The 25,695-nt window shown below is 70.5% G+C and carries 27 protein-coding genes and 1 pseudogene; 19 read left to right on the top strand and 9 right to left on the bottom strand.

Features of this window, described 5'->3' with window-relative positions:
- Positions 1-23: 23 nt before the first annotated feature.
- The 7 genes from ACH4VX_RS24210 to ACH4VX_RS24180 all read left to right on the top strand — a co-directional run bounded on the left by ACH4VX_RS24210 (position 24) and on the right by ACH4VX_RS24180 (position 4,212).
- Positions 24-986 carry a type II secretion system F family protein gene (locus ACH4VX_RS24210; protein ID WP_398370176.1) on the top strand — a complete coding sequence of 321 codons (963 nt, stop codon included), beginning with the start codon at positions 24-26 and terminating at the stop codon, positions 984-986.
- A gap of 14 nt (positions 987-1,000) precedes the next feature.
- Positions 1,001-1,912, top strand: coding sequence for a type II secretion system F family protein (locus tag ACH4VX_RS24205; protein WP_398370175.1), 912 nt, complete (start codon positions 1,001-1,003; stop codon positions 1,910-1,912).
- Positions 1,913-1,976: 64 nt separating this feature from the next.
- Positions 1,977-2,228: a hypothetical protein gene (locus ACH4VX_RS24200; RefSeq protein ID WP_030221948.1), complete on the top strand. Its 252-nt coding sequence runs from the start codon at positions 1,977-1,979 to the stop codon at positions 2,226-2,228.
- Positions 2,229-2,260: 32 nt separating this feature from the next.
- Positions 2,261-2,704, top strand: a complete 444-nt coding sequence (locus ACH4VX_RS24195; RefSeq protein ID WP_398369993.1) for a TadE family protein — start codon at positions 2,261-2,263, stop codon at positions 2,702-2,704.
- On the top strand, positions 2,705-3,139 hold the full coding sequence (locus ACH4VX_RS24190; protein ID WP_398369991.1) for a TadE/TadG family type IV pilus assembly protein: 435 nt from the start codon (positions 2,705-2,707) through the stop codon (positions 3,137-3,139). It begins immediately after the preceding gene.
- An 11-nt stretch (positions 3,140-3,150) separates the two neighbouring features.
- Complete coding sequence (locus tag ACH4VX_RS24185; protein ID WP_398370173.1) at positions 3,151-3,600, top strand: TadE/TadG family type IV pilus assembly protein; 450 nt, start codon at positions 3,151-3,153, stop codon at positions 3,598-3,600.
- A 384-nt stretch (positions 3,601-3,984) separates the two neighbouring features.
- Positions 3,985-4,212 carry a hypothetical protein gene (locus ACH4VX_RS24180; protein WP_398369990.1) on the top strand — a complete coding sequence of 76 codons (228 nt, stop codon included), beginning with the start codon at positions 3,985-3,987 and terminating at the stop codon, positions 4,210-4,212.
- A 42-nt stretch (positions 4,213-4,254) separates the two neighbouring features.
- Here the strand turns inward: ACH4VX_RS24180 and ACH4VX_RS24175 are convergent, their stop codons facing one another.
- From ACH4VX_RS24175 to ACH4VX_RS24150, 6 genes are all read right to left on the bottom strand, one after another.
- Positions 4,255-4,581: a hypothetical protein gene (locus ACH4VX_RS24175; RefSeq protein WP_398369988.1), complete on the bottom strand. Its 327-nt coding sequence runs from the start codon at positions 4,579-4,581 to the stop codon at positions 4,255-4,257.
- 27 nt (positions 4,582-4,608) lie between these two features.
- Positions 4,609-5,214 (bottom strand): hypothetical protein, encoded by a 606-nt coding sequence (locus ACH4VX_RS24170; protein ID WP_398369986.1) that lies wholly within the window; start codon positions 5,212-5,214, stop codon positions 4,609-4,611.
- Between the two features lie 31 nt (positions 5,215-5,245).
- Complete coding sequence (locus ACH4VX_RS24165; RefSeq protein WP_398369984.1) at positions 5,246-5,641, bottom strand: hypothetical protein; 396 nt, start codon at positions 5,639-5,641, stop codon at positions 5,246-5,248.
- Positions 5,642-5,667: 26 nt separating this feature from the next.
- Complete coding sequence (locus tag ACH4VX_RS24160; RefSeq protein WP_398369982.1) at positions 5,668-7,248, bottom strand: putative T7SS-secreted protein; 1,581 nt, start codon at positions 7,246-7,248, stop codon at positions 5,668-5,670.
- 94 nt (positions 7,249-7,342) lie between these two features.
- Complete coding sequence (locus ACH4VX_RS24155; RefSeq protein ID WP_398369980.1) at positions 7,343-7,546, bottom strand: DUF397 domain-containing protein; 204 nt, start codon at positions 7,544-7,546, stop codon at positions 7,343-7,345.
- A gap of 7 nt (positions 7,547-7,553) precedes the next feature.
- Positions 7,554-8,405 (bottom strand): helix-turn-helix domain-containing protein, encoded by an 852-nt coding sequence (locus tag ACH4VX_RS24150; RefSeq protein ID WP_398369978.1) that lies wholly within the window; start codon positions 8,403-8,405, stop codon positions 7,554-7,556.
- Positions 8,406-8,623: 218 nt separating this feature from the next.
- Here ACH4VX_RS24150 and ACH4VX_RS24145 point away from each other — a divergent pair.
- The 6 genes and pseudogenes from ACH4VX_RS24145 to ACH4VX_RS24120 all read left to right on the top strand — a co-directional run bounded on the left by ACH4VX_RS24145 (position 8,624) and on the right by ACH4VX_RS24120 (position 15,658).
- Positions 8,624-9,048: pseudogene (locus tag ACH4VX_RS24145) on the top strand (ATP-binding protein).
- A 33-nt stretch (positions 9,049-9,081) separates the two neighbouring features.
- The gene (locus ACH4VX_RS24140; RefSeq protein WP_398369977.1) at positions 9,082-9,951 is read left to right on the top strand and encodes a hypothetical protein; all 870 of its coding nucleotides are present in this window, start codon (positions 9,082-9,084) and stop codon (positions 9,949-9,951) included.
- A 136-nt stretch (positions 9,952-10,087) separates the two neighbouring features.
- Complete coding sequence (locus ACH4VX_RS24135) at positions 10,088-13,039, top strand: BTAD domain-containing putative transcriptional regulator (RefSeq protein WP_398369976.1); 2,952 nt, start codon at positions 10,088-10,090, stop codon at positions 13,037-13,039.
- Entirely contained in the window at positions 13,036-13,782 is a 747-nt protein-coding gene (locus tag ACH4VX_RS24130; protein ID WP_398369974.1) for a prepilin peptidase, read from the top strand. Before ACH4VX_RS24135 ends, ACH4VX_RS24130 begins: the two co-directional genes overlap by 4 nt.
- 69 nt (positions 13,783-13,851) lie before the next feature.
- Positions 13,852-15,051, top strand: a complete 1,200-nt coding sequence (gene mqnC, locus ACH4VX_RS24125) for a cyclic dehypoxanthinyl futalosine synthase (protein WP_398369972.1) — start codon at positions 13,852-13,854, stop codon at positions 15,049-15,051.
- 7 nt (positions 15,052-15,058) lie between these two features.
- Positions 15,059-15,658, top strand: coding sequence for a hypothetical protein (locus tag ACH4VX_RS24120; RefSeq protein WP_398369971.1), 600 nt, complete (start codon positions 15,059-15,061; stop codon positions 15,656-15,658).
- 35 nt (positions 15,659-15,693) lie between these two features.
- On the opposite strand, the gene ACH4VX_RS24115 is transcribed toward ACH4VX_RS24120, so the two are convergent.
- A complete protein-coding gene (locus ACH4VX_RS24115; protein ID WP_398370172.1) occupies positions 15,694-16,719 on the bottom strand; it encodes a chitinase in 1,026 nt (341 codons plus the stop codon).
- A 187-nt stretch (positions 16,720-16,906) separates the two neighbouring features.
- On the opposite strand from ACH4VX_RS24115, the gene ACH4VX_RS24110 reads away from it, so the two are divergent.
- From ACH4VX_RS24110 to ACH4VX_RS24095, 4 genes are read left to right on the top strand one after another with little or no spacing between them, the layout of a single operon-like run.
- Positions 16,907-17,278, top strand: a complete 372-nt coding sequence (locus ACH4VX_RS24110; protein WP_398369969.1) for a hypothetical protein — start codon at positions 16,907-16,909, stop codon at positions 17,276-17,278.
- Positions 17,275-19,521, top strand: coding sequence for a bifunctional polysaccharide deacetylase/glycosyltransferase family 2 protein (locus ACH4VX_RS24105; RefSeq protein ID WP_398369968.1), 2,247 nt, complete (start codon positions 17,275-17,277; stop codon positions 19,519-19,521). Before ACH4VX_RS24110 ends, ACH4VX_RS24105 begins: the two co-directional genes overlap by 4 nt.
- Positions 19,521-20,645, top strand: coding sequence for an acyltransferase (locus ACH4VX_RS24100; RefSeq protein WP_398369966.1), 1,125 nt, complete (start codon positions 19,521-19,523; stop codon positions 20,643-20,645). Before ACH4VX_RS24105 ends, ACH4VX_RS24100 begins: the two co-directional genes overlap by 1 nt.
- Positions 20,642-21,337: a demethylmenaquinone methyltransferase gene (locus ACH4VX_RS24095; protein ID WP_398369964.1), complete on the top strand. Its 696-nt coding sequence runs from the start codon at positions 20,642-20,644 to the stop codon at positions 21,335-21,337. Before ACH4VX_RS24100 ends, ACH4VX_RS24095 begins: the two co-directional genes overlap by 4 nt.
- Here ACH4VX_RS24095 and ACH4VX_RS24090 read toward each other — a convergent pair.
- Together ACH4VX_RS24090 and ACH4VX_RS24085 are read right to left on the bottom strand one after the other, a co-directional pair.
- Positions 21,324-21,665, bottom strand: coding sequence for a PASTA domain-containing protein (locus ACH4VX_RS24090; protein ID WP_398369963.1), 342 nt, complete (start codon positions 21,663-21,665; stop codon positions 21,324-21,326). The two genes, ACH4VX_RS24095 and ACH4VX_RS24090, sit on opposite strands and share 14 nt — an antisense overlap.
- 120 nt (positions 21,666-21,785) lie before the next feature.
- On the bottom strand, positions 21,786-22,292 hold the full coding sequence (locus ACH4VX_RS24085; protein WP_398369961.1) for a GNAT family N-acetyltransferase: 507 nt from the start codon (positions 22,290-22,292) through the stop codon (positions 21,786-21,788).
- A 97-nt stretch (positions 22,293-22,389) separates the two neighbouring features.
- On the opposite strand from ACH4VX_RS24085, the gene ACH4VX_RS24080 reads away from it, so the two are divergent.
- Positions 22,390-23,673, top strand: coding sequence for a geranylgeranyl reductase family protein (locus ACH4VX_RS24080; protein WP_398369960.1), 1,284 nt, complete (start codon positions 22,390-22,392; stop codon positions 23,671-23,673).
- A gap of 125 nt (positions 23,674-23,798) precedes the next feature.
- Positions 23,799-25,484: a hypothetical protein gene (locus tag ACH4VX_RS24075; protein WP_398369958.1), complete on the top strand. Its 1,686-nt coding sequence runs from the start codon at positions 23,799-23,801 to the stop codon at positions 25,482-25,484.
- The last annotated feature ends 211 nt before the right edge of the window (positions 25,485-25,695 follow it).

The following is a 25,695-nucleotide window of genomic DNA, read 5'->3' as shown; positions in this document are numbered from 1 at the left end:
CCGCGCTCGACTCGCTCGGCGCCATGGGCGGCCTGTTCTCCACCACCGTCCTGTACGCGCTCGCGTCGGGCGTCGCCGTCGGCGGCGGACTCGCCCTGTTCGCCGTCGCCGTACGCGGACTGCCCGCGAAGCCCGAGCACGAGAAGCAGAAGGCGAGCGAGCGCGCGAACGAACTGGTCCGGTTCGCCGGCCGGCGCGGCTCCCTCGCCGCGCTCGTCGGCCTCGCCGTACTGCTGCTGACCCGCTGGACGGTCGCCGGTATCGCCTCCGCCGTCCTCGTCTTCTTCTGGGACCGCCTCTTCGGCGGGGCCGGGGAGGAGAAGGCCGCGATGCGGCGCGTGGAGGCGCTGGCCTCCTGGACCGAGTCGCTGCGCGACACCATCGCCGGCGCGGTGGGCCTGGAGCAGGCCATCCCGGCGTCCGCGCGCGCCGCCGCTCCCGTACTGCGCCCGCACCTCGACGCGCTCGTCGACCGGCTGCGCTCCCGCACCCCGCTGGCCGAGGCGCTCCAGCAGCTCGCCGACGAGATCGACGACGCCTCCGCCGACATCATCGTCGCCGCCCTCATCCTCAACGCCCGGCTGCGCGGACCCGGTCTGCGGCAGGTGCTGGGCGCGCTGGCGAAGTCGGCGCGCGAGGAGGTCGACATGCGGCAGCGCGTGATGGCGCAGCGCGCCTCCACCCGGCGCTCGGTGCAGATCGTCGTCGCCGTGTCGATCGCGTTCGTGCTCGGACTGTCCATCTTCAACCGGGAGTTCGTCGAGCCGTACAACACCGCGGTCGGACAGCTCGTACTCGCTTGCGTCTGCGGTCTGTTCGCGCTCGGCTTCTGGTGGCTGCGCAAGCTGTCCACCATCGAGACGCCCGAACGGTTCCTGGTGCGCGACGAGTCGGCGGTGCGGTTCGTGCGTCCGCGTACGCCCGATGCCGTACCGGCCGCCCAGCAGCAGGCGCCGCTCCAGCCGGAAGAGGGGGTACGCCGGTGAGTGACGAACTGACGATGCCGGTGGTCGTCGGCGCGGTCATCGGACTCGGGATCTACGTCCTGGTCCGCGCGTTGATGCCCACCAAGCGCAGTGCGCTCTCCCAGGTCGCCCGGATCGACGCCATGCGGGCGCGTGGTACGGCGTACGAGTCGGCCCGCACGGCGGCGCGGGACACCGGCCGTTTCGGCTCGCTGCGGGCCGAAGTGGGTGCGCGGGTCGCCGAGTTCTACCTGCAGCAGGGGTGGGAGCAGCGTTCGCTGCGCGCGGACCTCGCCGTCCTGGAACGCAGCTGGGAGAAGTTCCTGGCGACGAAGGTGCTGCTGGCGGTGGCCGGTCTGTTCTTCGGCCCGTTCCTCTTCGCCATCGTCTGGACGCTCGCCCTCGCCGACAGCCCGATCATCCCGGTGTGGATGGCCCTGCTGTGCGCGGCGCTGTTCTTCTTCCTGCCCGACCTGGAGGTACGCCGGGACGCCGCCGAGAAGCGGCGCGATCTGCGCCGGGTGATCGGCGCGTACCTGGACCTGGTGTCGATGAGCCTGGCCGGCGGGCGGGGCCTGCCGGAGGCGCTGATGGCGGCGGCCGAGGTGTCCGACGGCTGGGCGACGCACCGTATCCGCAACGCCCTCGCCGACGCCCGGATCACCGGCATCAGCCAGTGGCAGGCGCTGGGGCAGCTGGGGGAGGAGCTGGGCGTGGAGGAGCTCAAGGACCTCTCCGCGTCCCTGGCGCTGGTCGCGGACGACGGTGCCAAGGTGCGCGAGTCCCTCGCCTCCCGCGCCGAGACCATGCGGCACCGCGAACTCGCCGAGATCGAGGGCAACGCGGGTGAGAAGTCCCAGTCGATGCTCGTGGCACAGCTGCTGCTGTGCGCGGGGTTCCTCGTGTTCCTGATCTTCCCGGCGGCGATGCGGGTGTTCCAGGTGTGAGAACCGCTACCCCTGAGCCGTACGTCAGAACTTCCGTGAACCGAATTCGAGAGGACAACGCGTCATGAACGGACGTACCTTCCACACCGGCATCCCTGCCGTGGACTTCCTGGTCACCTTCATGCGGGCCCGCGTGGAGCGCGCCCGCTCCGGCGAACTGGACCGCGGTGCCTCCGCGGTGGAGTGGGTCATCATCTCGGCGGTCGTCGTGGCGATCGTGGGCGTGGTGGCCGCCATCATCAACGCCGCGCTGAAGGGTGGCGCCGAGAAGGTCGGCGACTGCATCGAGGGCGCCAGCGCGAGCGGTACCTGCTGACCGCGCGTACGACGACAACGGGGTTGGCGGGAATGCGCGTACGTCGCTGGGTACGCCGACGGGTGGAGGCCGCCTCCGCCCGCGGCGATTCCGGCATGACCGCGATCGAGTTCGTGTTCCTCACTCCCGTCCTGTTCTTCATGATCTTCGCGACGGTGCAGTTCGCGCTGTACTTCTTCGCCGATCACGTCGCCCAGGCGGCGGCGCAGGCGGGTGCGCGCAAGGCGCGTGCGACGGCGGACGCCCAGCCGGGCGGCTGGCGGGGCGAGGCGCAGGGCGTGGTGGACAGCTACATCCGGCAGCTCGGCCCGCAGTTGGTGCTGTCGCCCGACGTGAAGATGCTCCAGCCGGAACAGGACACGGTGGGCGTGGAGATCACGGCACGCATTCCGACGGTGTTCCCGGGCCTGGACCTGACGGTGCACGCGCAGTCGGTGGGGCCGGTGGAGCGGTTCGTGCAGGAGGGGGAGAACTAGATGAGGTTCCCCCTGGGGGACGGACGGCCGGGGGCGGGCGACGACCGGGACCGGGGTCTGTCCACGATCGAGGTGGTCATCCTCGCGCCGGTGATGATCCTGTTCATCCTCGTCCTGGTGGCGTTCGGGCAACTGGTCGACGGGCGCGGCGCGTTGGACGGCGCGGCGCGGGACGCGGCCCGCGCGGGCTCGATCCAGAAGGACCACGGCACGGCGATGGCCGAGGCGCGGGCGGCGGCGGAGGCGAACCTCACGGACATCTGCGCCGGTCCGGTGAGCGTCGTCCAGACCAGCCAGGGCTTCGAGCCGGACACCCTCTTCTCGGTCGAGGTGAGCTGCGAGGTGCGGGGCCTCGCCATGCTGGGCCTGGACATCCCGACGACCCTGACCGCGAGCTTCAGCTCGCCGCTGGACCCGTACCGGAGGACGGCGTGAGAACGACGCGCATGCGGACCTGGGTGTCGGACCGCCGTACGCGGCTGGACGACCGCGGCTCCGGCGCCGGCGCGGTCATCATCTTCGCGCTGGTCTTCCTGTCCCTGGCGGCCTTCGTCATCGACGGCGGCATGTCCATCTCCAAACGGGAGCGCGCGGCGGACATCGCGGAACAGGCGGCCCGTTACGCCGCCCAGGACATCGACCGCGAGGCGCTGTACGACGACGTGGGCGGCCCCGCGCCGATCAACTACGAGAACTGCGACGCCCGGGTGAAGGCGTTCGCCCGCGAGATGGACATGTCCGGGGCGGACATCGCGGCGACGCACTGCGTGGCGGCGACCGTGGAGGCGGTGGAGGTCGAGGTGCGGCTGACGTACGCGCCGGTCTTCACGGGCATGTTCTACGGCGGGGACGTGGTGGTGCACGGGCGGGCGGTGGCGGAGAACGAGGTGGGCTGACGCCCGCGGAAGTGTCACAGTCGTCCCGACCCGAAAAATCCCTCGGACCTGCACACCGTTCACCGGACGGTCGTACGAAAAGGGAGAGGAATCGGGAGGAAGTCGTGGCGGGGCGTGAGAAGCCACTCGGAAAAGCGCCTGCCGGTGGCCGACGGCTTCAGGAACCGGTGGGTAGCGTGAAGGCGCAGGCCCATTCCGTGACCGGATTGCCACACTGATGAATTCGGTGACGCTGAGGCAGGGTCCGTCAACTGCGCGCCACTGGTCGGCTGTTGGTGAGCGTGCTTTGATCAGTGCGCACGGCTCGTCGGAGTGGGTCCCGGTTCCGGGCTTCCGGCGAATTCCCCGCCGCTGCGTTCCTTGCTACGAATGGAAAGGCCAGCCATGAACTTCGTCCCCCAGGTCGAAACGGCCGAAATCTCCGACGCGGACCTGGACAGCGTGTCCGGCGGCCAGTCCGTCTCCGCCGGCATCGACGCCGGTGTGGCCGTCGTCCTGGACCACGGTTCCGTCGGTGTGGGTGTGTACGCCGAGGCGGGCCCCCTCTGTGTCTCCGCCGGTCTCGGCGGCTCGGTGGGCCACGCGGGCGCCGCGCGCACCACGATGCTCTGAGCGTGTGCTGGGCCCCGGTCTGTTCGCAGGCCGGGGCCCGGCTCATTTCTTGGGGCGCTTGTCCTCGACCTTCATCTTCTCGTTGACCTGCTTGGTGAGTTCGTCCTCGAGCTTCTTGAACTCACGGACCACGGCGTCGGACATGCTCGCGAGCGCGTCGAGCTGCTGGGTGATGTCCTCGCGGCCGTCCTCCCAGTTGGACTCGAAGTCGGAGAGCGCGTCGTTGACACTGCCGTCGCCGATGTCGTCCTTGTAGGACTCGAAGAGCTTCTTGGTGTGGTTCATCCGCGTCTTGAGGGACCGCAGGCGACGCCCGTAGTCCTCCATCTCGGTCAGCGGAAGCGCGAGATCGCTCTTTCCCTCGCCCATACGGAACTCCCCCTCGGTAGGCCGGGTCTAGACGAACCGGAATGTACTCGTCACCGCGTCGAAGACGTCATGGAACGCCTCCGCGAGGTCGAGTACCGGGCTGGCTCCCGAGACGAGTGCGACCTGGTCGGAGGTTCCCGGCACGGGGATGTACGTCTGGCTCAGCACCATACGCAGGGTACGGCTGTCGCCCTGGGCGACGGGGACGTCCTCGACGCCGTAGGTCCGAGCGGCCACGCCGACCTCGGGAATCTCGACGGTCGTCACCTTGCGCCAGGCGTCGCCCTCGCGGCGGGCTGTGATGGTCCGCAGGCTCTCGGCGATGGCGCGCGGATCGGTGGACAGGGCGACGCCCTGCTGATTCTTCGCGCCGAGCACCGAGACCGTGACGGTGGCGGAGAGAGGGACCCCGTCGAAGTTCTCCGCCATGCAGCCCAGATAGAGCGCACCGGAGTCGTGGGCGTCCTTGGCCATCTTGCGGAGCATGGCGGTCAGATCGGTGCGGTAGGGGGCGAGTTCGGGAACGTCCCGGACGCGCTCGTCGACCAGGGCACGGATGGTCGCTTCCCGCCCTTCGGGGCGGATGGCGAACTCCCACCAGGAATCCGGGACCGCCAGTGAAAAGCTCGGCATCGGTGAACTCTTTCTGATTCGCTCCGGCAGCCTAGTCCAGAATGATGCCGAGGTCCTCGGTCGAAATTTCGATCAGTCGGCTCTCCGGCACCGTCGGTGCCGCGTAATCCAGGGACCGGATGCGTTCGAGGAAATCATCCGGAAGGGATACATGATATGTGGCGATGTAGTAGGGGAGATCTTCCCGCCAGAGCCAGATTCCGTCCGTGATCAGTGACCCGATGCCCGTCATGTTCGGCGCCTCGGGGTCCAGGACGTCCGGTCCGGCGCTCATCTCGCTCCAGATTTCCGTTCCGTTCCTCAGATAGTCCAGGATCCTCCGCTCGTCCGGCTCCCCGGAGGGCCTGACGGCGTCCTTGATGGACCCGTCCTCGGGAAGTCCCCATCCGGGTGACAGTTCAGTGAAGAATCCAACAGGCCGAATCATCGATACTCCTTGCAGCGCCGCTGTCCTCAGACCATGGGAAGGAAAGTGAGCCAGACTCCGCCGTCCTTGATATGTGGTGTGAAGGGACCTTCGCCGTAGCTCGGGACGCCGACAGCGTTGGTCGGAGCCTTGACGGGAACTCCAAGGGAGTTCGCCAGGTTTTGAATCGCCTGCGGCTGGGCGGCTCCTGAATGACAGGTGAGCATTCTGACGGGTTCACCGCTGTAGCCCGGTATTCGATTGATTGTATCAAGAACGTGATTCGGATGAACGATGTGACCCCCTGCCCTCGCTCCTGCGCGGTTCGCCTCACCGGCAATCATGAGTCCGTCTCTCGTGCCGTGGATGATGACATCTTGATATCCCGGGAGCCGCTTCGCCACATCGAAGTTCCGCAGAGTGGCGGGATCGTAGCCAATAGCGGTTGCTCCGTCCTTGTGGTAAACCGGGACGTCTGAGGGAAGAGCGTCGTCGGCGGCCCGTCCAGGAGGGCCCACATGTGCTGAATCCGCCTTCCACCAACGGCTTTTCCCCATCATGCTGAAGGTGAGCAGCCGGACGTTCTTCAGCGCGCGGACGCTGTTGGCGAGGTTCTTGAGGCCACCGCCGATTCCGCCCATGAAGCCGCCGCCGAGTGCCTTGAGGCCGCCGGCTTTCCACAGCTTGCCCAGCTTGGCGAGGCTGGTGAAGCCCTTCGTGGCGGGGATGCAGTCGAGGGCGGCCCACAACAGGTCTCCCCAGCCTGCCTGGCCCTTGACGACTTTTCTTAACGTATCGGCCATCACGACCAGGGCCGCAGCGAAGACCAGCCAGCCCAGCGGTCCGCCCACGATCATCACGATGATGCCGACAACGGCGACGACCCACTTGCAGACGGTGACGATCTCGTCCCAGTTGTCGGTGACCCAGTCACCGATCTCCTCCCACCAACTGCGGTTGGGGATGCCGGCGTCGGATGCCTCTCTCAGCTTGGTCACCGTGCGGCGGGCGGCCTCTTCGCGGAGGCCCTTCGCCTGGGCGGCGAGCTTCTTGGCCGCTTCGAGGGCGCTCTCGGCCGCCTCGACCTTCCGCTCAGCTGTGTCCTGACGGGACTTGGCGTGTTGGGCGTTGCGCGTGGCGCGACGGATCTCGTTCTCGTCGGGCTTGGGGATCTCCTTGCCGCCGTTCTTCGACGGGTCGTAGGAGTCCACTTTCTGGGCCGCGGTGCGCACCCAGTCGTTGGCGTCGGTCAGCGCCTGCTGGGCGGTGGTGAGTTCGGCGCGTGCCTTGCGGCCGTCCCGCAGCGCTTTGTCGGCCTTCTCCTGAGCGTCCTCCAGGTCCGGCCAGAAGTCGGTGAGGGCGTCCCCTGCCAGGTCGTACGACTTCTTCAGTTTCCGCAACCGCTTGGGTGCGTCCGCGAACTCCTCCGCGAAGACGTCGGCCGTCTTGCCGGCCCAGGAGAGGATCTCGTCCTCCTTGGCGATCCCCTTGAGGTCCCGCAGCGCTTCGCCCACGTCGTCGGCGAAGTCGTGCAGGGTACCGGCGAGTTTCCGGATACGCTGCGGATCACCCGGAGTCGGGTCCTTCTCCAGGTCGAGTATGTGCCAGTCCGTCGGCCTGTGTGACACGTGTGTACCCCCGTAACGCCTGCACCGTCCGTGTCGGAACGTGCGGCGAACTTACCAGGTGTGATGCGAACAGGGGTGTGACCAGCCGCCACGGTCACCGACTGGCCGGTGGGCTCCCTGACTTGAGGGCTTCGACGAAGGCGCTGAAAGCGGGGGCCGGGAAGGAGAGGGGGCCGTGGGTGGGGTGTTTGGAGTCGCGTATGGCTGTGTGAGTGGGGGAGGGGGCTATTTCCACGCAGTTGTTGCCGTCGCCACTTCCGGAGTAGGACGACCTCTGCCAGTTTTCGGATGTGGTCACGGCTGCCTTACAGCTCCTTCGCCAGACGGTGGATGAAATCACGTGAGCGCGCGGGTTCGAGAGACGCGGACTCCACCATATGGAAAAGCGTGCGAAGAGCACTGAGTTGGGCTTCTGAGTCGATGAAGGCGGCACCCTGCGGTGCGTCTCGTACGGCCGTGTCCAGCCTGGGTACGACACCGCTCACGTACATCATGGCGTTGGTGGCTCCCGCGAAGCCGTCCAGGTCGAAGGGGATGACGCGCACGGTGATGTGGTCTGCCTCGGATAGCTCCAGAACGCGGAGGAGTTGAGCGCGCGCGGCGGTCCGGTCACCTACGCGGATGCGCAGAGCTGCCTCATGGATGACGGCGGTGTACGGAACGGACCGCAGGTCTTCGATGATCCGCCTGCGCTCCATTCGATGGTTCACGCGCAGTTCGAGGTCGTCGGCGGGCAGCTTGGGCACACGGTAGGAGAAGACCGCACGAGCGTAGTCCTCTGTCTGGAAGAGGCCGGGTACGTGCAGGAACTCGACGTCCTGGCGGCACGTGCAGTGGTGCTCCAACTCGGCGAGGTCCAGGAACGAAGGGGGCAGCAGGCCCTTGTATCGCTCCCACCAACCACGTGTCCGGTCGATGGCCATGGAGACCAATGCCTCGACCAACTTCTCATCCGTGCAGGAGTAGTGAGCGGCGAGTTGTCGTACGCGCGTTTCACTGACGCCTGCCACGCCGGCCTCGATCTGACTCACCTGTGCCGAGTCGGTACCGAGCAGCGCGGCGGCTTCGCGCCCCTTGAGCCCTGCGGCCTCCCGTAGTTTCCGCAGTTCAGTGCCCAGTCGCTCCTGGCGTGCGGTGGCCTGCTGCCTGCGCGGCATGGCGTGCTCCTCGCCTTCAACTGCCGACAGGCAGTGACACGTTCGGGGCGAAGAGTATGGCAATGGCTTGCATGGGCCCAAATTTTGCCCCTACCGTCAGTGATGCGACGCACACTCTGCGGCACCCGGGGTTCCGGAAGCGCACCGCTCCGTCATGCCATGACGGACGCGGCGGAGCCACCGCCCGGCCATCTCCCATCCCTGACAGGAGTCCACGCATGCCCGAAACCGGCATCGAAGAGGCCGCCGCCTCCTGGGAGTACACCTTGTCCATCCCGAACGACCACGAGCCGTGACCGTCTGCCGCCGTACCCTCCGGCTGATCCTCACGATGCACGGCCTGATCGGCCTCGTCGACACCGCCGAACTGCTGGCGACGGAACTGGTAGCCAACTCCGTACGGCACACGAAGGGGCCGGCGGCGCTGCGCGTGCGCTGGTCGGACGGCGTACTGCGGATCGGCGCGTGGGACACGGACCCGGAACCGCCCGAGCCGCCGGGGCGCTGGGAGCGGCTCACCGAGGCGGAGGAGGGGCGGGGTCTGGCCCTGGTGCGGGCCTGCGCGGACCTCTGGGGCTGGCAGCCCCACGCGAGGGACGGCAGCCGGGGCAGGTACGTGTGGTGTGACCTCGTCGCGGCCTGACTCGTTGATCACGCCGACCAGGAAGGAGAGCTGATGGTCAGCTCGTCGCACGAGGCGCTGCACAGGGTCTTCCAGAAGGATCCCGCGCTGCTGACACGGGCGTTGCAGCGTGTCCTGAATGTTGACTTCCCCGAGCCGCGGGACTTCGCGGTGCTGAACGCGGACCTGACGGAGATCGAGCCTGTCGAGCGGCGCGTGGACACGCTGATGCGCGTGGAGACGGATGAGGGCGCCTATCTCCTGGTCATCGAGGCGCAGGGGAAAGTGGACAACGCCAAGAGGGGCAGCTGGGCGTACTACCTGTCGTACTTGTATGCGAAGTACCGCTGCGAGCCAGTCCTCATCGTGATCACTCAGAGCAGAGCCACGGCGCGATGGGCGGCTCGGCCGATCAGGCTCGGGCTGCCTGGTTGGCACTCGCTGACCGTTCGGCCACTGGTGCTGGGGCCGGAGAACGTGCCGGTGATCACGGACGAACAGGAGGCGGAGCGGGATGTACCGCTTGCGGTTCTCTCGGCCATGACGCATGGCCGGGGGAAGCGGGCTGCCACCATACTGGAACCGCTGGCTACCGCCTTGCGGACCCTGGACGCCGAGAGTGCGGCCGTTTTCGTTGCGTTCGTCGACTCATGCCTGATCGATACCCAGGCCAAGGAAATCTGGAGGGACCTGATGGCGGCGATCCACTACTTCTTCCGGCACCCGGTGGCGGAGCAGGTGCGCGAGGAGGGCCGGGTCGAGAAGAGCGCTGAGATGACACTGCGCATCCTGGAGTGGCGGGATATCCAGGTGCCCGACGCTGTACGGGAGCGGGTCCAGGCGTGCACCGACCTCGATCAGCTCGAGCTCTGGGCCCAGCGGGCTGTTCACGCCACCCGGGCCGAGGACCTGTTCAGCGGTTGATCGACGGATCTCCTGGTGCCGTCGGGGAGGTTGCGGCGGGAGGAGTGGCTCCGGCCTTCGACTGCGGCCGTTCGAGTCAATAAGATCCTCGTAGGCTCAGCAGACCCTCCTCCCACACGACCCCAGGACACCCGCCATGCCGCGACGCCGCAGTCCCAGCCCGTCCAGCTCGACGGCTCCGAGGAACAGGACGCCGCAGCCGGTGCGGGTGCGGCGGCGGTCGTTCGGGGACTTCGTCAAGGCGTTCCTCGCCTTCGTGGCGTTGGCCGTGCTGCTCGTCGGGGTGCCGCTCGCGTTGGCGACGCAGGCCGGCTGGCCGTTGCCGGAGACGTTCGAGCCGATGGAGTGGCTCAAGCAGGACATCTCCGTCCAGACCTTCCTCTCCATCCTGACCTTCGTCGTCTGGCTCGCCTGGGCGCAGTTCACCGCGTGCGTGCTCGTCGAGATGAAGGCCGCGCTGTCGGGGGTCGGGGTGCCTGGGCGGGTGCCCGGGGCCGGGCCCAGCCAACTGCTAGCCCGTCAGCTCGTCGCCGCGCTGCTGCTCGTCGGCGCGACCGCCGCCAGCTTCGCTCCGGGGATCGGCCAGCTCGGGCAGAGCCTCGAGGACAGTCAGCGGCCCGCCGTGGCCGCCGCCGCCCAGCAGACCCCCGGGTTCTTCGCCCAGCAGCAGGAGCAGGCGGCCGACACCGCCGCCGCGCTCGCCGAGCAGGCGTCGCACGCCGAAGCGGCGGCGGGCAGCAGCGCCAAGCAGCAGGGCGACACGAAGTTCTACCGGATCCAGCCGCCCGAGGGGCGCCACCACGACTCCCTCTGGGAGATCTCCGAGCGGCACCTCGGTGACGGACGCCGGTACAAGGAGATCTTCGAGCTCAACAAGGACCGCACCCAGCCCGACGGTTCCAAGCTGTCCGAGGCCAGCCTGATCCGGCCCGGCTGGATCATGGAGATGCCCGGCGACGCGCGCGGCGGCGACCTCGTCGAGATGCCGGACGAGGCCCCCGAGGTCTCGCCCGAGGTGCAGCAGCAGATCCGCGACTACGACAGGACCGGGGACCACGCCCAGGGCAGTGGTGGCGGTGGTGCCGCCCACGTCTCCGTTCCCGAGCAGCGGCCGGCCCCCGCACCCGCCCCCGTTCCCGGGACCGACAACGCCGGTCACCAGCAGGAACGGCAGCACGCCACCCCCGCCCAGGAGTCCTCCTCCTTCGGCCTCCCCGAAGCCCTCCTCGCCGCGCCCCTCCTCGCCGCCGGCCTCCTCGGCGCGCTCGGGCACCGGCGCCGGCAGGCGTTGTGGCAGTCGGCGTTCGGCGGTATCGGCGGGCGGCGCGGCATGGAGCCGCCCACCCCGGCCGGGGACGCCCAGGACGTCCAGGACGCGCTGCTGGTCGGCGCCGACCCCGAGGGCGTACGGCTGCTCGACCGGTCGCTGCGCGGGCTCGCCGCGTCCCTCGCCGCCGAGTCCCGTCCGCTGCCCACCGTCTACGCGGCCTGGCTCAGCAACGGCGACCTGCACCTCCAGCTCGCCCAGCCGTCCGGGAAGCCGCCGGCGCCCTGGCAGCTCGGGCAGGACCAGACGTTCTGGATGCTGGCCAAGGACGACGCCGCGCGGTACGAGGAGGTCGACACCGCCGCTCCCTTCCCCGGCCTCGTCAGCCTCGGCACCATGGACGACTCGCGGCTGCTGCTCAACCTGGAGTCCGTCCCCGGCATCGTCTCGCTGAGCGGCAGCGAGGCCGACCGGGCCGCCGTGTTCGCCTCCGTCGCCGCCGAGCTGGCCACCAACGGCTGGTCGGACCGGATGACCATCACCCTCGTCGGATTCGGCGAGGACCTGACCCCGCTCGCCCCCAGCCGCCTCCGCCACCTCGACGGCATCGAGGCGCTGATCGAGACCATGGAGGCCGAGACGCGGCAACGGCGCGGCGCGCTCGGTGCCGCCGGCCACGACTCCGTGCTCACCGGGCGCACCGGGCCCGCCCAGCACACCCGTTGGGCCCCGCACCTCGTGCTGCTCGCCGCCGAGCCGTCCGCCGAGGACGCCGTCACGCTCGCCGAACTCGCCGCCGACGCGAGCCGCCTCGGCATCGGCTACCTCGTCGGCACCGGCAGCGGTGATCTGCCGGGCGCCGCCTGGGAGATGGAGATCACCGGCGAGGGCAAGCTGCTCGCGCCCCTCCTCGGGCTCGAACTCGACGCCCAGCTCCTGCCCGCCGCCCAACAGCGCGCGGTCGTCGAGCTGTTCACCGACGCCGACCCCGAGCGCGGACCCGACGGCCCCGGCAACACCCCGCCGTTCCTCGTCGACATCAGCGAGCAGGGGCGGCCCGCCGTGTACGCGCGCCTGGTCGGACCGTACGAGATCATCGGACTCGACACCCCGGACGGCGAGCGCAGCGCCCTGCTGCACGAGGCGCTCGCGCTGCTGCTCCTGCACCGCGAGGGCGTGCATCCGCGCGTGCTGTCGTCCGCGCTGTGGCCGCGCGGTGTCACCGACGACGTGCGCGAGGCGCTCATCGAGCGGCTGCGCGCCTGGCTCGGCGCCGACCCCGACGGCACCCCCCGCCTCGGCACGGACGACACCGGACGGCTCACCCTCGCCAAGTCCGTCGTCTCCGACCTGGACGTACTGCGGTCGCTGTACCACGAGGCCACCCAGGGCAAGGGCGTCGACAGCCGGGCCGTACGCGGACGGCTGCTCACCGACGCGCTGGTGCTGGTGCGCGGGCCGCTGCTCGCCGACCGGCCCGAGGGCCGCTACCGCTGGCTCACCCACGAGATCGTCGACGCCCAGCTCCCGCTGCTCGTCGCGGACACCGGACTCGCGCTCTCCGAGTTCCACCTGGAGAAGAACCGCGCGGAGAAGGCCATCGAGGCGATCGACGCCGCGCTGCGCACCGCCCCGGCCGACGAGCGGCTGTGGAACGAACTGCTGCGCGCCACCCACGCCCTCGGCGACCCCGCACGGCTCACCGCCCTCGCCGCCGACCTCGTCGGCCGCAGCGGCGCCCGCGGGCTGCCGCCGCGCACCGAGGCGCTGCTCGACGAACTGCTGCCGACGTGGCGCGACGCGGTCGCGGCGGCGGGATGAGCGACTGCCTGAGCGACTGCCTGGACGTCCTGCTGATCGCCGTCGCCGCGCTGTGGGGCGCGGCGGCCGGCGCGGTGCTGCCCCGCGCGGCCTACCGGTTCTCCGTCCCGTCGGGGGAGGAGTGGCGGACGGCGTGCCCGGCGGGGCACCCGGTCGGCGGCTGGCTCGGGCGGGCCCGGTGCGGGCCGTGCGCGGGACCTCCGTACGGACCCGGCGCCGCTCCCGCCGTCGTCACCGCCCTGGTCTGCGCCGCCCTCGCGGCCGCCACCGGGACCCGGCCCGAGCTGTTCGTCTGGCTGCTGCTCGCGCCCGTCGGCGTACTGCTGGCGGTGGTCGACTTCCGGGTGCAGCGGCTGCCCGACCCGCTCACCCTGCCGTTCGCCGGGGCCGCCCTCGTCCTGCTCGGCCCGGCCGCCCTCGCCCCCGGGCACGCGGGGGAGTGGACCACCGCCCTGCTGGGCGCGCTCGCGCTGGGCGCCGGCTACTTCGTGCTGTTCCTCGTCAACCCGGGCGGCATGGGCTTCGGCGACGTCAAGCTCGCCCTCGGCGCGGGCGCCGTCCTCGGCTGGTACGGCTGGCCGACCGTGATGCTCGGCACCCTCGCCGGGTTCGTGTTCGGGGCGCTCTACGGGGGCGCCCTCGTCGTCACCCGGAAGGCCGGGCGCAAGACGGCGATCCCGTTCGGTCCTTTCCTGATCAGCGGCGCCTTCGCCGGGCTGCTGATCGGTGCGTACGCGGCCTGACGTGAACCGCGCGATCCGGCTGACGTACGCTGGCTCGGTCCGTCCACAACCCTTCCGAAAGGGACGCCGGTGACCGAGAAGGCCGACCTTCAGACCGTCCTCGACCGTGCCGCCGCCGGTGGGCGGATCACCCCCGAGGAAGCCCTGGACCTCTACCGCGACGCACCGCTGCACGCGCTGGGTGCCGCCGCCGACGCCGTACGCAAGCGCCGGTACGCCGGTACGGAGCACATCGCGACGTACATCATCGAGCGGAACATCAACTACACGAACGTGTGCGTCACGGCGTGCAAGTTCTGCGCCTTCTACGCGGCCCCCAAGGACACGGCGAAGGGCTGGACCCGCGACCTCGACGACATCCTGCGGCGCTGCGCCGAGACCGTCGAGCTCGGCGGCACGCAGATCATGTTCCAGGGCGGTCACCACCCGGACTACGGCGTCGAGTACTACGAGAAGCACTTCGCCGCCATCAAGAAGGAGTTCCCGCAGCTCGTCATCCACAGCCTGGGGGCGAGCGAGGTCGAGCACATGGCGCGGATCAGCAAGGTGGGCGTCGACGAGGCGATCACCCGCATCCACGCGGCCGGGCTCGACTCCTTCGCCGGCGCGGGCGCCGAACTGCTTCCCGCCCGTCCCCGCAAGGCCATCGCGCCGCTCAAGGAGTCCGGCGAGCGCTGGCTGGAGATCATGGAGATCGCGCACAACCTCGGTGTCGAGTCCACGTCCACCATGCTCATGGGGACCGGCGAGACGAACGCCGAGCGGATCGAGCACCTGCGGATGATCCGGGACGTACAGGACCGCACGGGCGGCTTCCGCGCGTTCATCCCGTACACCTACCAGCCCGAGAACAACCACCTGAAGGGCCGCACGCAGGCCACCCTCTTCGAGTACCTGCGGATGATCGCCATCGCCCGGCTGTTCATGGACAACGTCGCCCACATCCAGGGTTCCTGGCTGACCACCGGCAAGGAGGTCGGCCAGCTCTCGCTGCACTACGGCGCGGACGACCTCGGCTCCATCATGCTGGAGGAGAACGTCGTCTCCTCCGCCGGCGCCAAGCACCGCTCCAACCGGCTGGAGATCATCGACCTGATCCGCAAGGCGGGGCGGGTCCCGGCCCAGCGGTCGACGACGTACGAGCACCTCGTCGTCCACGACGACCCGGCGAACGACCCCGTCGACGACCGCGTGGTCTCCCACATCTCCTCCACGGCCATCGAGGGCGGCACGGCCCACCCGGAGCTGAAGCTCCTGGCCTCCAACTGACGTCCCCGTGCTGACCCTTCACACCGCCGACGCCTCGCCCGAGGCCGCCGTCGTGGTCGACGGCGCGCACATCGCCGCCGTCGGCCCGTACGAACAGCTGGCCGTCGGTCATCCGGGCGCCCGGCTGCGGCGGTGGCCCGGCATTCTGACGCCCGGGCTGCTCAACCCCTACGGTCCGGAACTGCTGGAGCAGGCGTACCACCCCGACCCGCGCGAGGCGGACCGGCTCGGCAGCGAGCCGGTGTTCGGGGAGCGTGCGCGGGCACTCCTGGCCGCCGGACCGTCCGCGCGGGGCGCCAGCGCACGCCGTGGAGTACAGCGCATGCTGGCGCACGGAACGGTCGCGGTCGCCGGTGAGCTGCGCGGCCGCGAGGCCCTGGACGCGGTGCGCAGGGCCGGGCTCGCCCTGGCGGGGCGTCCGGCCGTGCTGCCCGGACCCGCGGCGCTCTCCCCGGTTCCCCTCGTGCTGCTGCCGGGCCTCAGCGCCGGGAAACCCGCGCGGTTCGCGGTGTTCGAGGTGCCCGACCGGGACGCCCTCGTGCGGGACGGCGCGTCCACGTGCGTGGCCACCGTCGTGGGCGGCCGCCTGGTGTACCGGCGGCGCTGACCCGTGGTGGCGCCGGCCCGTGGTGGCGCCGGCTCTCATCCCGCGAACGCCTCCCCGAACGCCCCGTCCTCCTGCTCCACCCCGCTGCAATCGGTCAACGGGTCGTCCGCGGAGGCGTCCTCCCCGCACTCCGTGTCCCGGAACGTCGACCACATCGACACCCACGCGACGCCCTTCTCCTCCGCGAAGGCACGCACCTCCGCCGCGTCCGCGAGCGTGAACGTCTCCCCCTTCACGTCGTTGACGCCGATCATCGAGGTGAGCGCCATGCCCCGCCAGGCGGCGGCGTCGGACAGGCCGAAGACGTCGACGAGTTGGGTGTGCGCGGCCTCGGCGGCGGTGAGGGCGTAGTCGCCCATGTCGCCGTCGTAGGACTCGCCGTAGTTCATCGTCATCAGGTTGACGGTGGCGACCTGGGCGCCGTGGTCGTTGGCCGACTCCAGCAGGGCCAGCCCGTCCTCGTCGAGCCCCGAGGGCATGACCGGGAGCGTGAACGACACCTCCAGGCCGGTGCGTTCCTCCTGCAGCAGGGCGACCGCCTCCGAACGCAGGTCCACGGAGGTGGAGTCGGTGAGTTCGTCGCCCTCGATGTCGAAGTCGGCGCGGGTGGCGCCGGCCGCGTCCAGTGCGGTGCCGTACGCCTCGGCCAGCTCGGCCGCGGTGTCGCAGGTGGCCGCCAGCTCGTCGCCGGAGGCGCCGCCGAAGGAGACGCGGACGTCGGCGCCGGACCCGGTGAGCCCCGCGATCCGGGACGTCACGGTCGCGTCGTCGATGTCCTGGGTGCCGTTCCAGTACGGGGTGCAGCCGCTGCCGGAGGAGATCACGAACGCCAGGTTGTACGTCGTGGGGGAACCCGCCGGGTCGGTGTCGGAGGCCGCGGCGGCACTGACGTACGGCGCGTACGCGGTGACCGGCGCGGACGACGAGGAGGCCGAGGGGGCGGGGTCCGCCGGGGACGCGTCCGTCGTGGTGTCCCCGGCGGAACAGCCCGCGGTGGCCGCGACCAGGGCCAGGGCCGGGAGGAGGGCGAGCCCGGCAACGGACTTCAGTGGACCGCGCATCGTGCTCGTTCCGTTCATGAGACGTCGGGTGGACGGCCAACGTGGCACACGGGTCTGTGCGCTTCCTGAGGATGTACGCCCGGTTCCCGGACGATTCTCAGGGGACGGAGAGGTTCGCGGCCTTCCCACGGGAGACTCACAGGAAACACCGGGTTTTCCCTGCACAACGGCCTCTACCGTCCGGGCCATGCATTCCGATCCTGCCATCGAAAGCCGCGCCGCCGCGCGCGGCCGTCGCCGCAAACGCCCCGACGGGCCCGGCGAAGGACCCGTCTTCGTCGACTCCTCCGGACGCCGGGCCAGGCTGCTGCGCCGGATCGGCCTCCTCCTGGGGACCGTCTGCGCCGGGTACGCGGTCGTGCTGGGTCTGGCCTTCATGGGCATCGGCACCTCGGTCACGCCGGCCTCGCTGCTGCCGTTCGGGGGCGGGCAGGGGGAAGCCGGTCCCGGTGGCGGCGCGGGTCCGCGCGGCGGGGTGGCCCCGACCGGCACACCGCCCTCCCCGCCGGCCGGTACCCCGAGCGCCACCGCCGTCCCCACTCCCGCGGCGACCTCATGACCGGCACGTCCCCCGCCCGCGGCAGGCGCCGCGCCCCCACCCGCATGGAGCGCGCCGCCGGCCGGGCCGCCGTGCTGCACCGGCCGCGGGTCCTCCTCGCGCTGCTGCTCCTGCTCGCCCTGACCTGCGCGATGCTGCTCGACGGCTATCTGCGCGCCGAGGTCGGCGACGACCAGCGGGTCCGCTCCGGGGCCTCGTCCTCCGAGGTGCCCGACGACATCCTCGACGGGGGCCCGATCCTCACCTTCCCCGGCGGGCAGGCCGAGACCGTCTCCGTCCCGGACCGGACGATCGTGCTCACCTTCGACGACGGACCGGACCCCACCTGGACGCCGAAGGTCATGGAGGTCCTGGAGGAGTACGACGTACCCGGCACGTTCTTCGTGGTCGGCTCGATGGTGTCGCGCCACCCCGACATCGTGAAGGACCTGATCGAGCAGGGCAACGAGGTCGGCGTCCACACCTTCACGCACGTCGACCTGTCGTACCAGAGCGCCGCCCGCGTCACCCGCGAGATGGAGCAGACCCAGCTCGCGCTCGCGGGCGCGGCCGGGATCACCAGCACGCTGTTCCGGGCGCCGTACTCCTCCAGGACGGACGCCATCGACAACTACAGCTGGCAGGTCTACCAGCAGCTCGGCGAGGACGGGTACACCAGCGTCTTCATCGACACCGACAGCGAGGACTGGAAGGAGCCGGGCGTCGCGAAGATCGTCGAAGGGGCCACTCCGGAGGACGGGGAGGGCACCTCGGTGCTCTTCCACGACTCCGGCGGCGATCGCACCCAGACCCTTCGGGCGCTGCCGAAGTACATCGAGAAGATGCAGGCCAAGGGCTACACCTTCACCACCGTCAGCGGCGCCATGGCCGAGCAGCAGCAGCCCGCCGGCGGATCCGGGACGGGCGGTCCCGCCGCCGGTGCTCCGTCCGGCACCGGCAACGGGCTCCAGGCCTCCCACCACCCCGCCACCGGGACGGTCCTCTACGAGGGCAAGGCGCTCGTCGCGGCCGTCACCGTCGCCGAGTGGACGGTGCCCGCGCTCTCGGCCGGCCTGGTGGTCGTGGGCGTGGCCGTCATGGGGCGGTTCGGGCTGATGCTCGTCCTCGCCCGGCGTCACCACCGGCAGCGCAACAGACGCCGCTTCAGCTGGGGGCCGCCTGTCACCCGGCCGGTCAGTGTGATCGTCCCGGCGTACAACGAGAAGGAGTGCATCGGGAACACCCTGCGGTCGCTGGCCGGGAGCACCCATCCGATCGAGATCGTCGTCGTCGACGACGGCTCCACGGACGGCACGGCGGAGCTCGCCGAAGCGCTCGGACTGCCAGGCGTCCGGGTGGTCCGGCAGGAGAACGCGGGCAAGCCGGCCGCCCTGAACAACGGCATCCGCAGCGCCCGGCACGACATCGTCGTGATGATGGACGGCGACACCGTCTTCGAACCGGACACCGTGGGCCGTCTGGTGCAGCCCTTCGCCGACCCGTCGGTGGGCGCCGTCGCGGGCAACGCCAAGGTCGGCAACCGCTCCACGCTCATCGGCGCCTGGCAGCACATCGAGTACGTGATGGGCTTCAACCTCGACCGGCGCATGTACGACCTGCTGCGCTGCATGCCGACCATCCCCGGCGCGATCGGCGCGTTCCGCCGCGAGGCGGTGCTCCAGGCGGGCGGGATGAGCGAGGACACCCTCGCCGAGGACACCGACATCACCATCGCGCTGCACCGCGCGGGATGGCGGGTCGTCTACGAGGAGCACGCCCGCGCGTGGACCGAGGCCCCCCGGTCGCTGCGGCAGCTGTGGTCGCAGCGCTACCGCTGGTCGTACGGCACCATGCAGGCGTTGTGGAAGCACCGCAAGTCCCTCACCGACAGGGGGCCTTCGGGGAGGTTCGGGCGGGTCGGCATGCCGCTGGTGGTGCTCTTCCAGGTCGTCACGCCGGTGTTCGCGCCGCTCATCGACGTGTTCACCGTGTACTCGATGCTCTTCGTCGACTTCCGGGCGGCCCTGCTGGCCTGGTTCGCCGTCCTGGGCGTGCAGCTGGTGTGCGCCGCGTACGCCTTCCGGCTGGACCGGGAGAAGTACCGGTACCTGCTGATGATGCCGCTGCAGCAGCTCGCGTACCGGCAGATGATGTACCTCGTCCTCATCCACTCCTGTGTCACCGCCCTGACCGGTGGCCGGCTGCGCTGGCAGAAGCTGAAGCGGACGGGCGAGGTCGGGATGCCGTCGGGGACGGGCGGCTGATGGGGGCACACCGCAGGGGGGCCGTACGGGCCGGACGTCCGGAGCCGGCGGCCACACCGGCCCCGGCGGCCCCGGCGGGCCGCGACGGGTACTTCGACCTCCTCCGCGCGGTGGCCCTCGTCCGGGTCGTGGCGTACCACACCTTCGGCTGGGCCTGGGCGGGCATGGTCTTCCCGTCGATGGGGGTGATGTTCGGGCTGGCCGGCACCCTGATGGCCGGATCGCTGCGGCGCCCCGCGCTCACGGTGATCCGGAGCCGCGTCCGACGCCTGCTGCCGCCGTTCTGGTTCTGGGGCTTCTTCGTGGTCACCGCGATGCTGGTGCACGGCTGGATGCCGGGGTGGCAGATCGTGTACTGGATCGTGCCGCTCGGCGATCCGCCGGGCAGCGCCTGGGCCGGGCAGGCCTGGGAGATCGTCTGGTACCTGCGGACGTACCTGTGGTTCGTGCTGCTCTCCCCGCTGCTGCTGCGGGTGTTCCGGCTGTCCCCGGTCGTGGTGCTGGTGCTGTCGCTCGTCCCGGTCGTCGTCCTCACGTACGTGTGGCAGCCGCCGGGGGGCCGGCTCGGCAGCGCCCTCACCGACCTCGCGACGTTCCTGTTCTGCTGGCTCCTCGGTTTCGCCCACCACGAGGGGGTGCTCGGGCGGCTGCGCCCCTTCACCGTCGCCGTGGTGTCGTCCGCCGCGCTCGCCTACGGCGGCTGGTACGCCCTCACCCACCGGTCCGCGTACGGCGGCACGTACGACCTGGACGACAACCCGCTCGCGCAGGCCTTCTGGTCGGCCGGATTCGTGACGCTGTTGATGTACGCCAAGGAGTGCCTCCCCGCCGGCTCGACGAGGGCGTCCCGTTCCCGGCTGGTCACCGTGTTCAACGCGCGCGCCGTGACGATCTACCTCTGGCACGAGGTGGCGCTGATCCTGGCCGTGCCGCTGATCGACCGGTTCTGGGAGGTGCCCGCGTTCGAGGCGCATCTGCCGCTGGAGAGCCAGTGGTTCCTGTTCGGCGTCGGCTGGGTCCTGATCGGGGGCTTCGTGCTCGCGTGCGGCTGGGCCGAGGACGTCGCCGCGCGCCGGAAGCCGACGCTTCTGCCGGGTGGGCGGGCTGCAAGAATGGGCGCGTGACCCGCGCATCCCTGGACAAGCAGCCGCACGAAGTCGCCTCGATGTTCGACGACGTCGCGGAACGATACGACCTGACGAACGATGTGCTGTCCCTCGGCCAGGACCGGCGATGGCGCAAGGAGGTCGCGAGGGCCGTCGACGCGCGGCCCGCGCAGAAGATCCTGGACCTGGCGGCCGGTACGGGCACCTCGTCGATGCCCTTCGCCCGCGCCGGCGCCTACGTCGTGCCCTGCGACTTCTCCCAGGGCATGCTGCGGGTCGGCAAGCGGAACCGGGCCTGGCTCCCGTACACGGCCGGCGACGCGACCCGGCTGCCCTTCAAGGACGACGTCTTCGACGCCGTCACCATCTCCTTCGGGCTGCGCAACGTGCAGGACACGGACGCGGCGCTGCGCGAGATGCACCGGGTGACCCGGCCCGGCGGGCGGATCGTCATCTGCGAGTTCTCGCATCCGACGTGGGCGCCGTTCCGCACCGTCTACACCGAGTACCTGATGCGCGCGCTGCCGCCGGTCGCCCGGTCGGTGTCGTCCAACCCGGACGCGTACGTCTACCTCGCCGAGTCCATCCGCGACTGGCCCGACCAGCTCGCGCTGGCCAAACGGCTGAAGGGCGCGGGCTGGTCGAAGGTGGCGTGGCGCAACCTCACGGGCGGTGTGGTGGCGCTGCACCGGGGCTTCAAGGAGAGCTGAGCATCACCGCGTGGGGGAGGGCGGGCTCCTCCAGTTCCCGCTGGAGCCCGCCCGTGGGCGGCACCGGCCCGCGCGGCTCGCGCACCCCTCCGCCGCCCTCGCCCTCACCGAAGTCGAACCACACGTGGATCACGGAGTCCCGCGGCACCTCCGTGCCGGGCTGCGGATACTGGCGTACGACGTAGTCGACGACGGCGAGCCGGAAGTCCGGCCGGTCCGGCGCGCTGACGGACAGCCCCCGCGCCCGGGCCGACTCGCGCGCGTCCACGGCCATCAGCCCGACCAGGCGCGGTACGCGCACTTCGGGTGTCGGGGTCCTGGGTGTCATACGCACGGACGTCACCCCCCAAGCGGTACCGGCAGAGTAGACCCGGTGCCGTGCCCGCCGGAAGCTTCAAGTGGCTTTCCGTGACAATTGACCACTTTGAGTGACGATCCGGTGTCGGGGTCAGAGGTCCAGCCGGTAGCAGTGGCCCTCGCGCGGGGAGGACGGGATCGTGAACGTCTCGGCGAGGCGCATCCCGAGCCGCCGGGTCACCGCTATCGAGCGGGCGTTGCGGGCGTCCACCATCGCCACCACGCCCTTCAGGCCCGTCACCCGCACCCGCTCCAGTGTCTGCCGGGCCGCCGCGGTGACGTACCCCTTGCCCCAGTGCTCCCGCGCGAGCCGCCAGCCGATCTCGATCTCGCCCGTGGGGCCCCAGTCGCGCTCCCACGGCTGGGCGCCGGTGAAGCCGATGACCCGGCCGGACCTGTCGAGCATGCTCCACAGGCAGAAGCCGAGTTGGGCGTCGTGGCGACGCTGGCGGGCGGTGAGCTCCTCGTAGACGGACAGCTCCGCCGGGGCGCCGCCGTGGAACTCCATGACGTCCGGGTCGTCGAAGATCCGGTGCCAGGCGAAGGCGTCCTCATGGGTGGGGACGCGCAGCCGTACAGCGGGGAGAGCTCGGTTCACGGGGCAGCCCTTCAGCCGGGTGATCAATCGTGCTGAATAGACTGCCCATGTCCAGTGCCGGTCGGCACGCAGATTTCGAACTTGGGGAGATCCCGCCGTGACCGAGCCCCTCTCCGACAACACCGCCGATGTGATCGTCGTGGGCGCGGGGCCAGCCGGCTCCACCACCGCCTACCACCTGGCCCGGTCCGGACTCGACGTGCTCCTGCTGGAGAAGACCGAGTTCCCGCGCGAGAAGGTCTGCGGCGACGGCCTCACCCCGCGCGCCACGAAGCAGCTCGTCGCGATGGGCATCGACATCTCCGAGGAGGCCGGCTGGCTGCGCAACAAGGGTCTGCGCATCATCGGCGGCGGTGTCCGCCTCCAGCTGGACTGGCCGGATCTCGCCTCCTTCCCCGACTACGGCCTGGTCCGCAAGCGCGACGACTTCGACGAGCAGCTCGCCCGGCAGGCCCAGAAGGCGGGCGCCCGGCTGTACGAGCGCTGCAACGTGAGCGCGCCCGTCATCGACGACCGCACCGGGCGCATCACCGGTGTGAAGGCCAAGCTCGGCGAGGAGAAGAGGGAAGTCACCTTCCACGCCCCGCTGGTGGTGGCCGCCGACGGCAACTCCACCCGGCTGTCCCTGGCGATGGGCCTGCACCGCCGCGAGGACCGTCCGATGGGCGTCGCGGTCCGCACGTACTTCACCTCGCCCCGCCACGACGACGACTACCTGGAGTCCTGGCTGGAGCTGTGGGACCGCCGCGGCCCGCAGGACCGTCTGCTGCCCGGCTACGGCTGGATCTTCGGCATGGGTGACGGGACCAGCAACGTCGGCCTCGGCGTGCTCAACACCTCCGACTCCTTCAAGGAACTGGACTGGCGCGAGGTCCTCAAGGCCTGGTGCGCCTCGATGCCGGAGGACTGGGGCTACACCCCGGACAACATGACCGGCCCGATCCGCGGCGCCGCGCTCCCCATGGCCTTCAACCGTCAGCCGCACTACACGCGCGGCCTGCTGCTGGTCGGCGACGCGGGCGGACTGGTGAACCCCTTCAACGGCGAGGGCATCGCCTACGCCATGGAGTCCGGGCAGATCGCCGCCGACGTGATCGTCCAGGCCCACGCGCGTGCCACCCCGGCCCAGCGGGAGATCGCGCTCCAGCGCTATCCGCGCGTGCTGAAGGACACCTACGGCGGCTACTACACGCTCGGCCGGGCCTTCGTGAAGCTCATCGGCAACCCGAAGGTCATGCAGATCGCCGCCCAGCGCGGACTGACGCACCCGATGCTGATGAGGTTCACCCTGAAGCTGCTCGCCAACCTGACGGACCCGACGGGCGGCGACGCGATGGACCGCATCATCAACGGTCTGAGCAAGGTGGCGCCGAAGGCGTGACCGATGTGACGGGGTGTTCGATCGTGATCATCACGTAACACATTCGTGGACAACTGTTCGACTTCGGCCGGTGTCGTACGGGACGTAGCCACTCAGGCACGTCCCGTACGACGAAAGAGCCTTCCATGACACAGCAGGCAATCCGGCGGTTAGGGCCGCTCAGAGCCCTGGGGCTGGTGGCCGCCGCGAGTCTGGTCGCGGCCGGCGCCGCGGGCACCGCCCGGGCGGCCGACGCGCCCCTTCCCGTGACCGTCACCGGCGAGGACCGGGTCGATCTGTCACTGCAGTCCGACAACGGCGACCCCTCGGAACCGCAGGTCATGCTGCGACTGAACGCCCCGGGCGAGGAGTTCGAGGGTGACGGTGTCGTCCCGCCCGTGTTCACCGGCGACTACACGATCCGCATCGACGCCACCGAGCTGGCGGGCGTCGCCTCGGTGGAACTCCCCTGCGACGCCGACGGTCTCGTCGCCGTCTGCACGGGCAGCGAGCTGTACGCAGGGCAGCAGTACAACCGGGTCGGCGGCATCCGGCTCGACATCGACGACGACAGCGAGGCCGGGGACTTCGGCAGCATCACCGTCACCGGTGAGGGCAAGGGGCTGGCCTTCACGCCGCTGAGCATCGACGTGCTCGTCGGCGGCCCCGAGTTCGTGAACCGCGAGCTGCCCCCGCCCGGTGATCTGCGGGCGGGCGACACCTACAAGGCACCCGTGGGCCTGCGCAACACGGGCACCATGGCCGCCGAGGGCGCGGTGCTGCGGTTCCACGGCTCCCGCGGGGTGTCCTTCCCCGACTCCTTCGGCAACTGCGCCTACTCCGAGGTGACCACCGGCCCGCTGCTGCGCCAGGGCACCGACGTCATCTGCACCTTCCCGGACACCATCGACGCCGGCACGGCGTACGCACTGGCCGAGCCGCTGAAGGTGAGCACCGCGGACTTCGCGCTGCACGACATCTTCACCTACTCCTTCACGGCCGTCCCCCCGAGCGAGACGGCCGGCCTGCGCGAGGCCAAGGACTACCGGCAGGGCACCGGAGCGGACCTGAAGCTGAAGAAGCTCGCCGGCGCCGACCCCGCGGACTATTCCCGGTACGCGGAACTGGACCTGCCCACGACGAACACCTACGACCTGGAGCTGACCGGCGCCGCGCTGGATGCCGAGGCCGGCGACACCGTCACGGCGGAGATCGGCTTCCGCAACAACGGCCCGGCCTGGATCAGCGCGCTGCGGTCCGGCGGTGAGCCCTTCTCCTTCACGGTGGAGGCTCCCGAAGGGGCGACCGTCACCAAGGCCCCGGAGAAGTGCCGGGAGATCACCGTCGCCGAGGGCGAGAAGGGCTACCGCTGCTGGGTGAGCACCCCGCTCCTGGAGGACGCCGAGCTCGGCTTCCCGTTCGAGCTGCGTGTCGACCGGGTCGTGGAGAACGCCAAGGGCGAGGTGGCACTGCCGGAGTGGGACGACCCCTTCGACTCGGATCACGCGAACAATTCGGCCTGGATCGTCCTGAACGGCCCGGACGAGCAGACGGACGGCGGAACGGGCCAGAACGGCGGCGGCGCCACGCCGTCCGCCTCGCCCTCGCCCTCGCCCTCGTCCGGTTCCGGGCAGGGGGGCACCTCCGGTTCCGGCACGAACGGCACGTCCGGCGACGTCACGGGGACCGGCGTCCAGGGCGGTCTGGCGTCCACCGGCGCCGGCGGAGTGGCGCTGATCGGCGGGGCGGCGCTGCTGGCGCTGGGCCTCGGGGCGGGCGTGACCGTGCTGCTGCGCCACCGCGCACGGCAGACGGGCGGGACCGTCGCCTGAGAGGTGTGAGTGAGCGCCCGCGCGGCGCGAAGCCGTGAGCGGCGCTGTGGACGGCCGGAGTCCGGAGGACGGGCTCCGGCCGTCGGCGTCCGTGCCGGGGCGCCGTGAGGGGCCGTCACGGGGCTGTACGGCGCTCCATCGGCGCGCACCGGTACCGTCAACCCGCCCGGACGACGGGACGATTCGGGCAATCGGGCGATCTTGGCGCGGT

Origin of the sequence: Streptomyces sp. NPDC020731 (genome assembly GCF_044334705.1) — a bacterium.
Taxonomy (GTDB): domain Bacteria; phylum Actinomycetota; class Actinomycetes; order Streptomycetales; family Streptomycetaceae; genus Streptomyces.
Note: the sequence above shows the minus strand (reverse complement) of the source record. Positions and strands in the feature narration are given on the sequence as shown.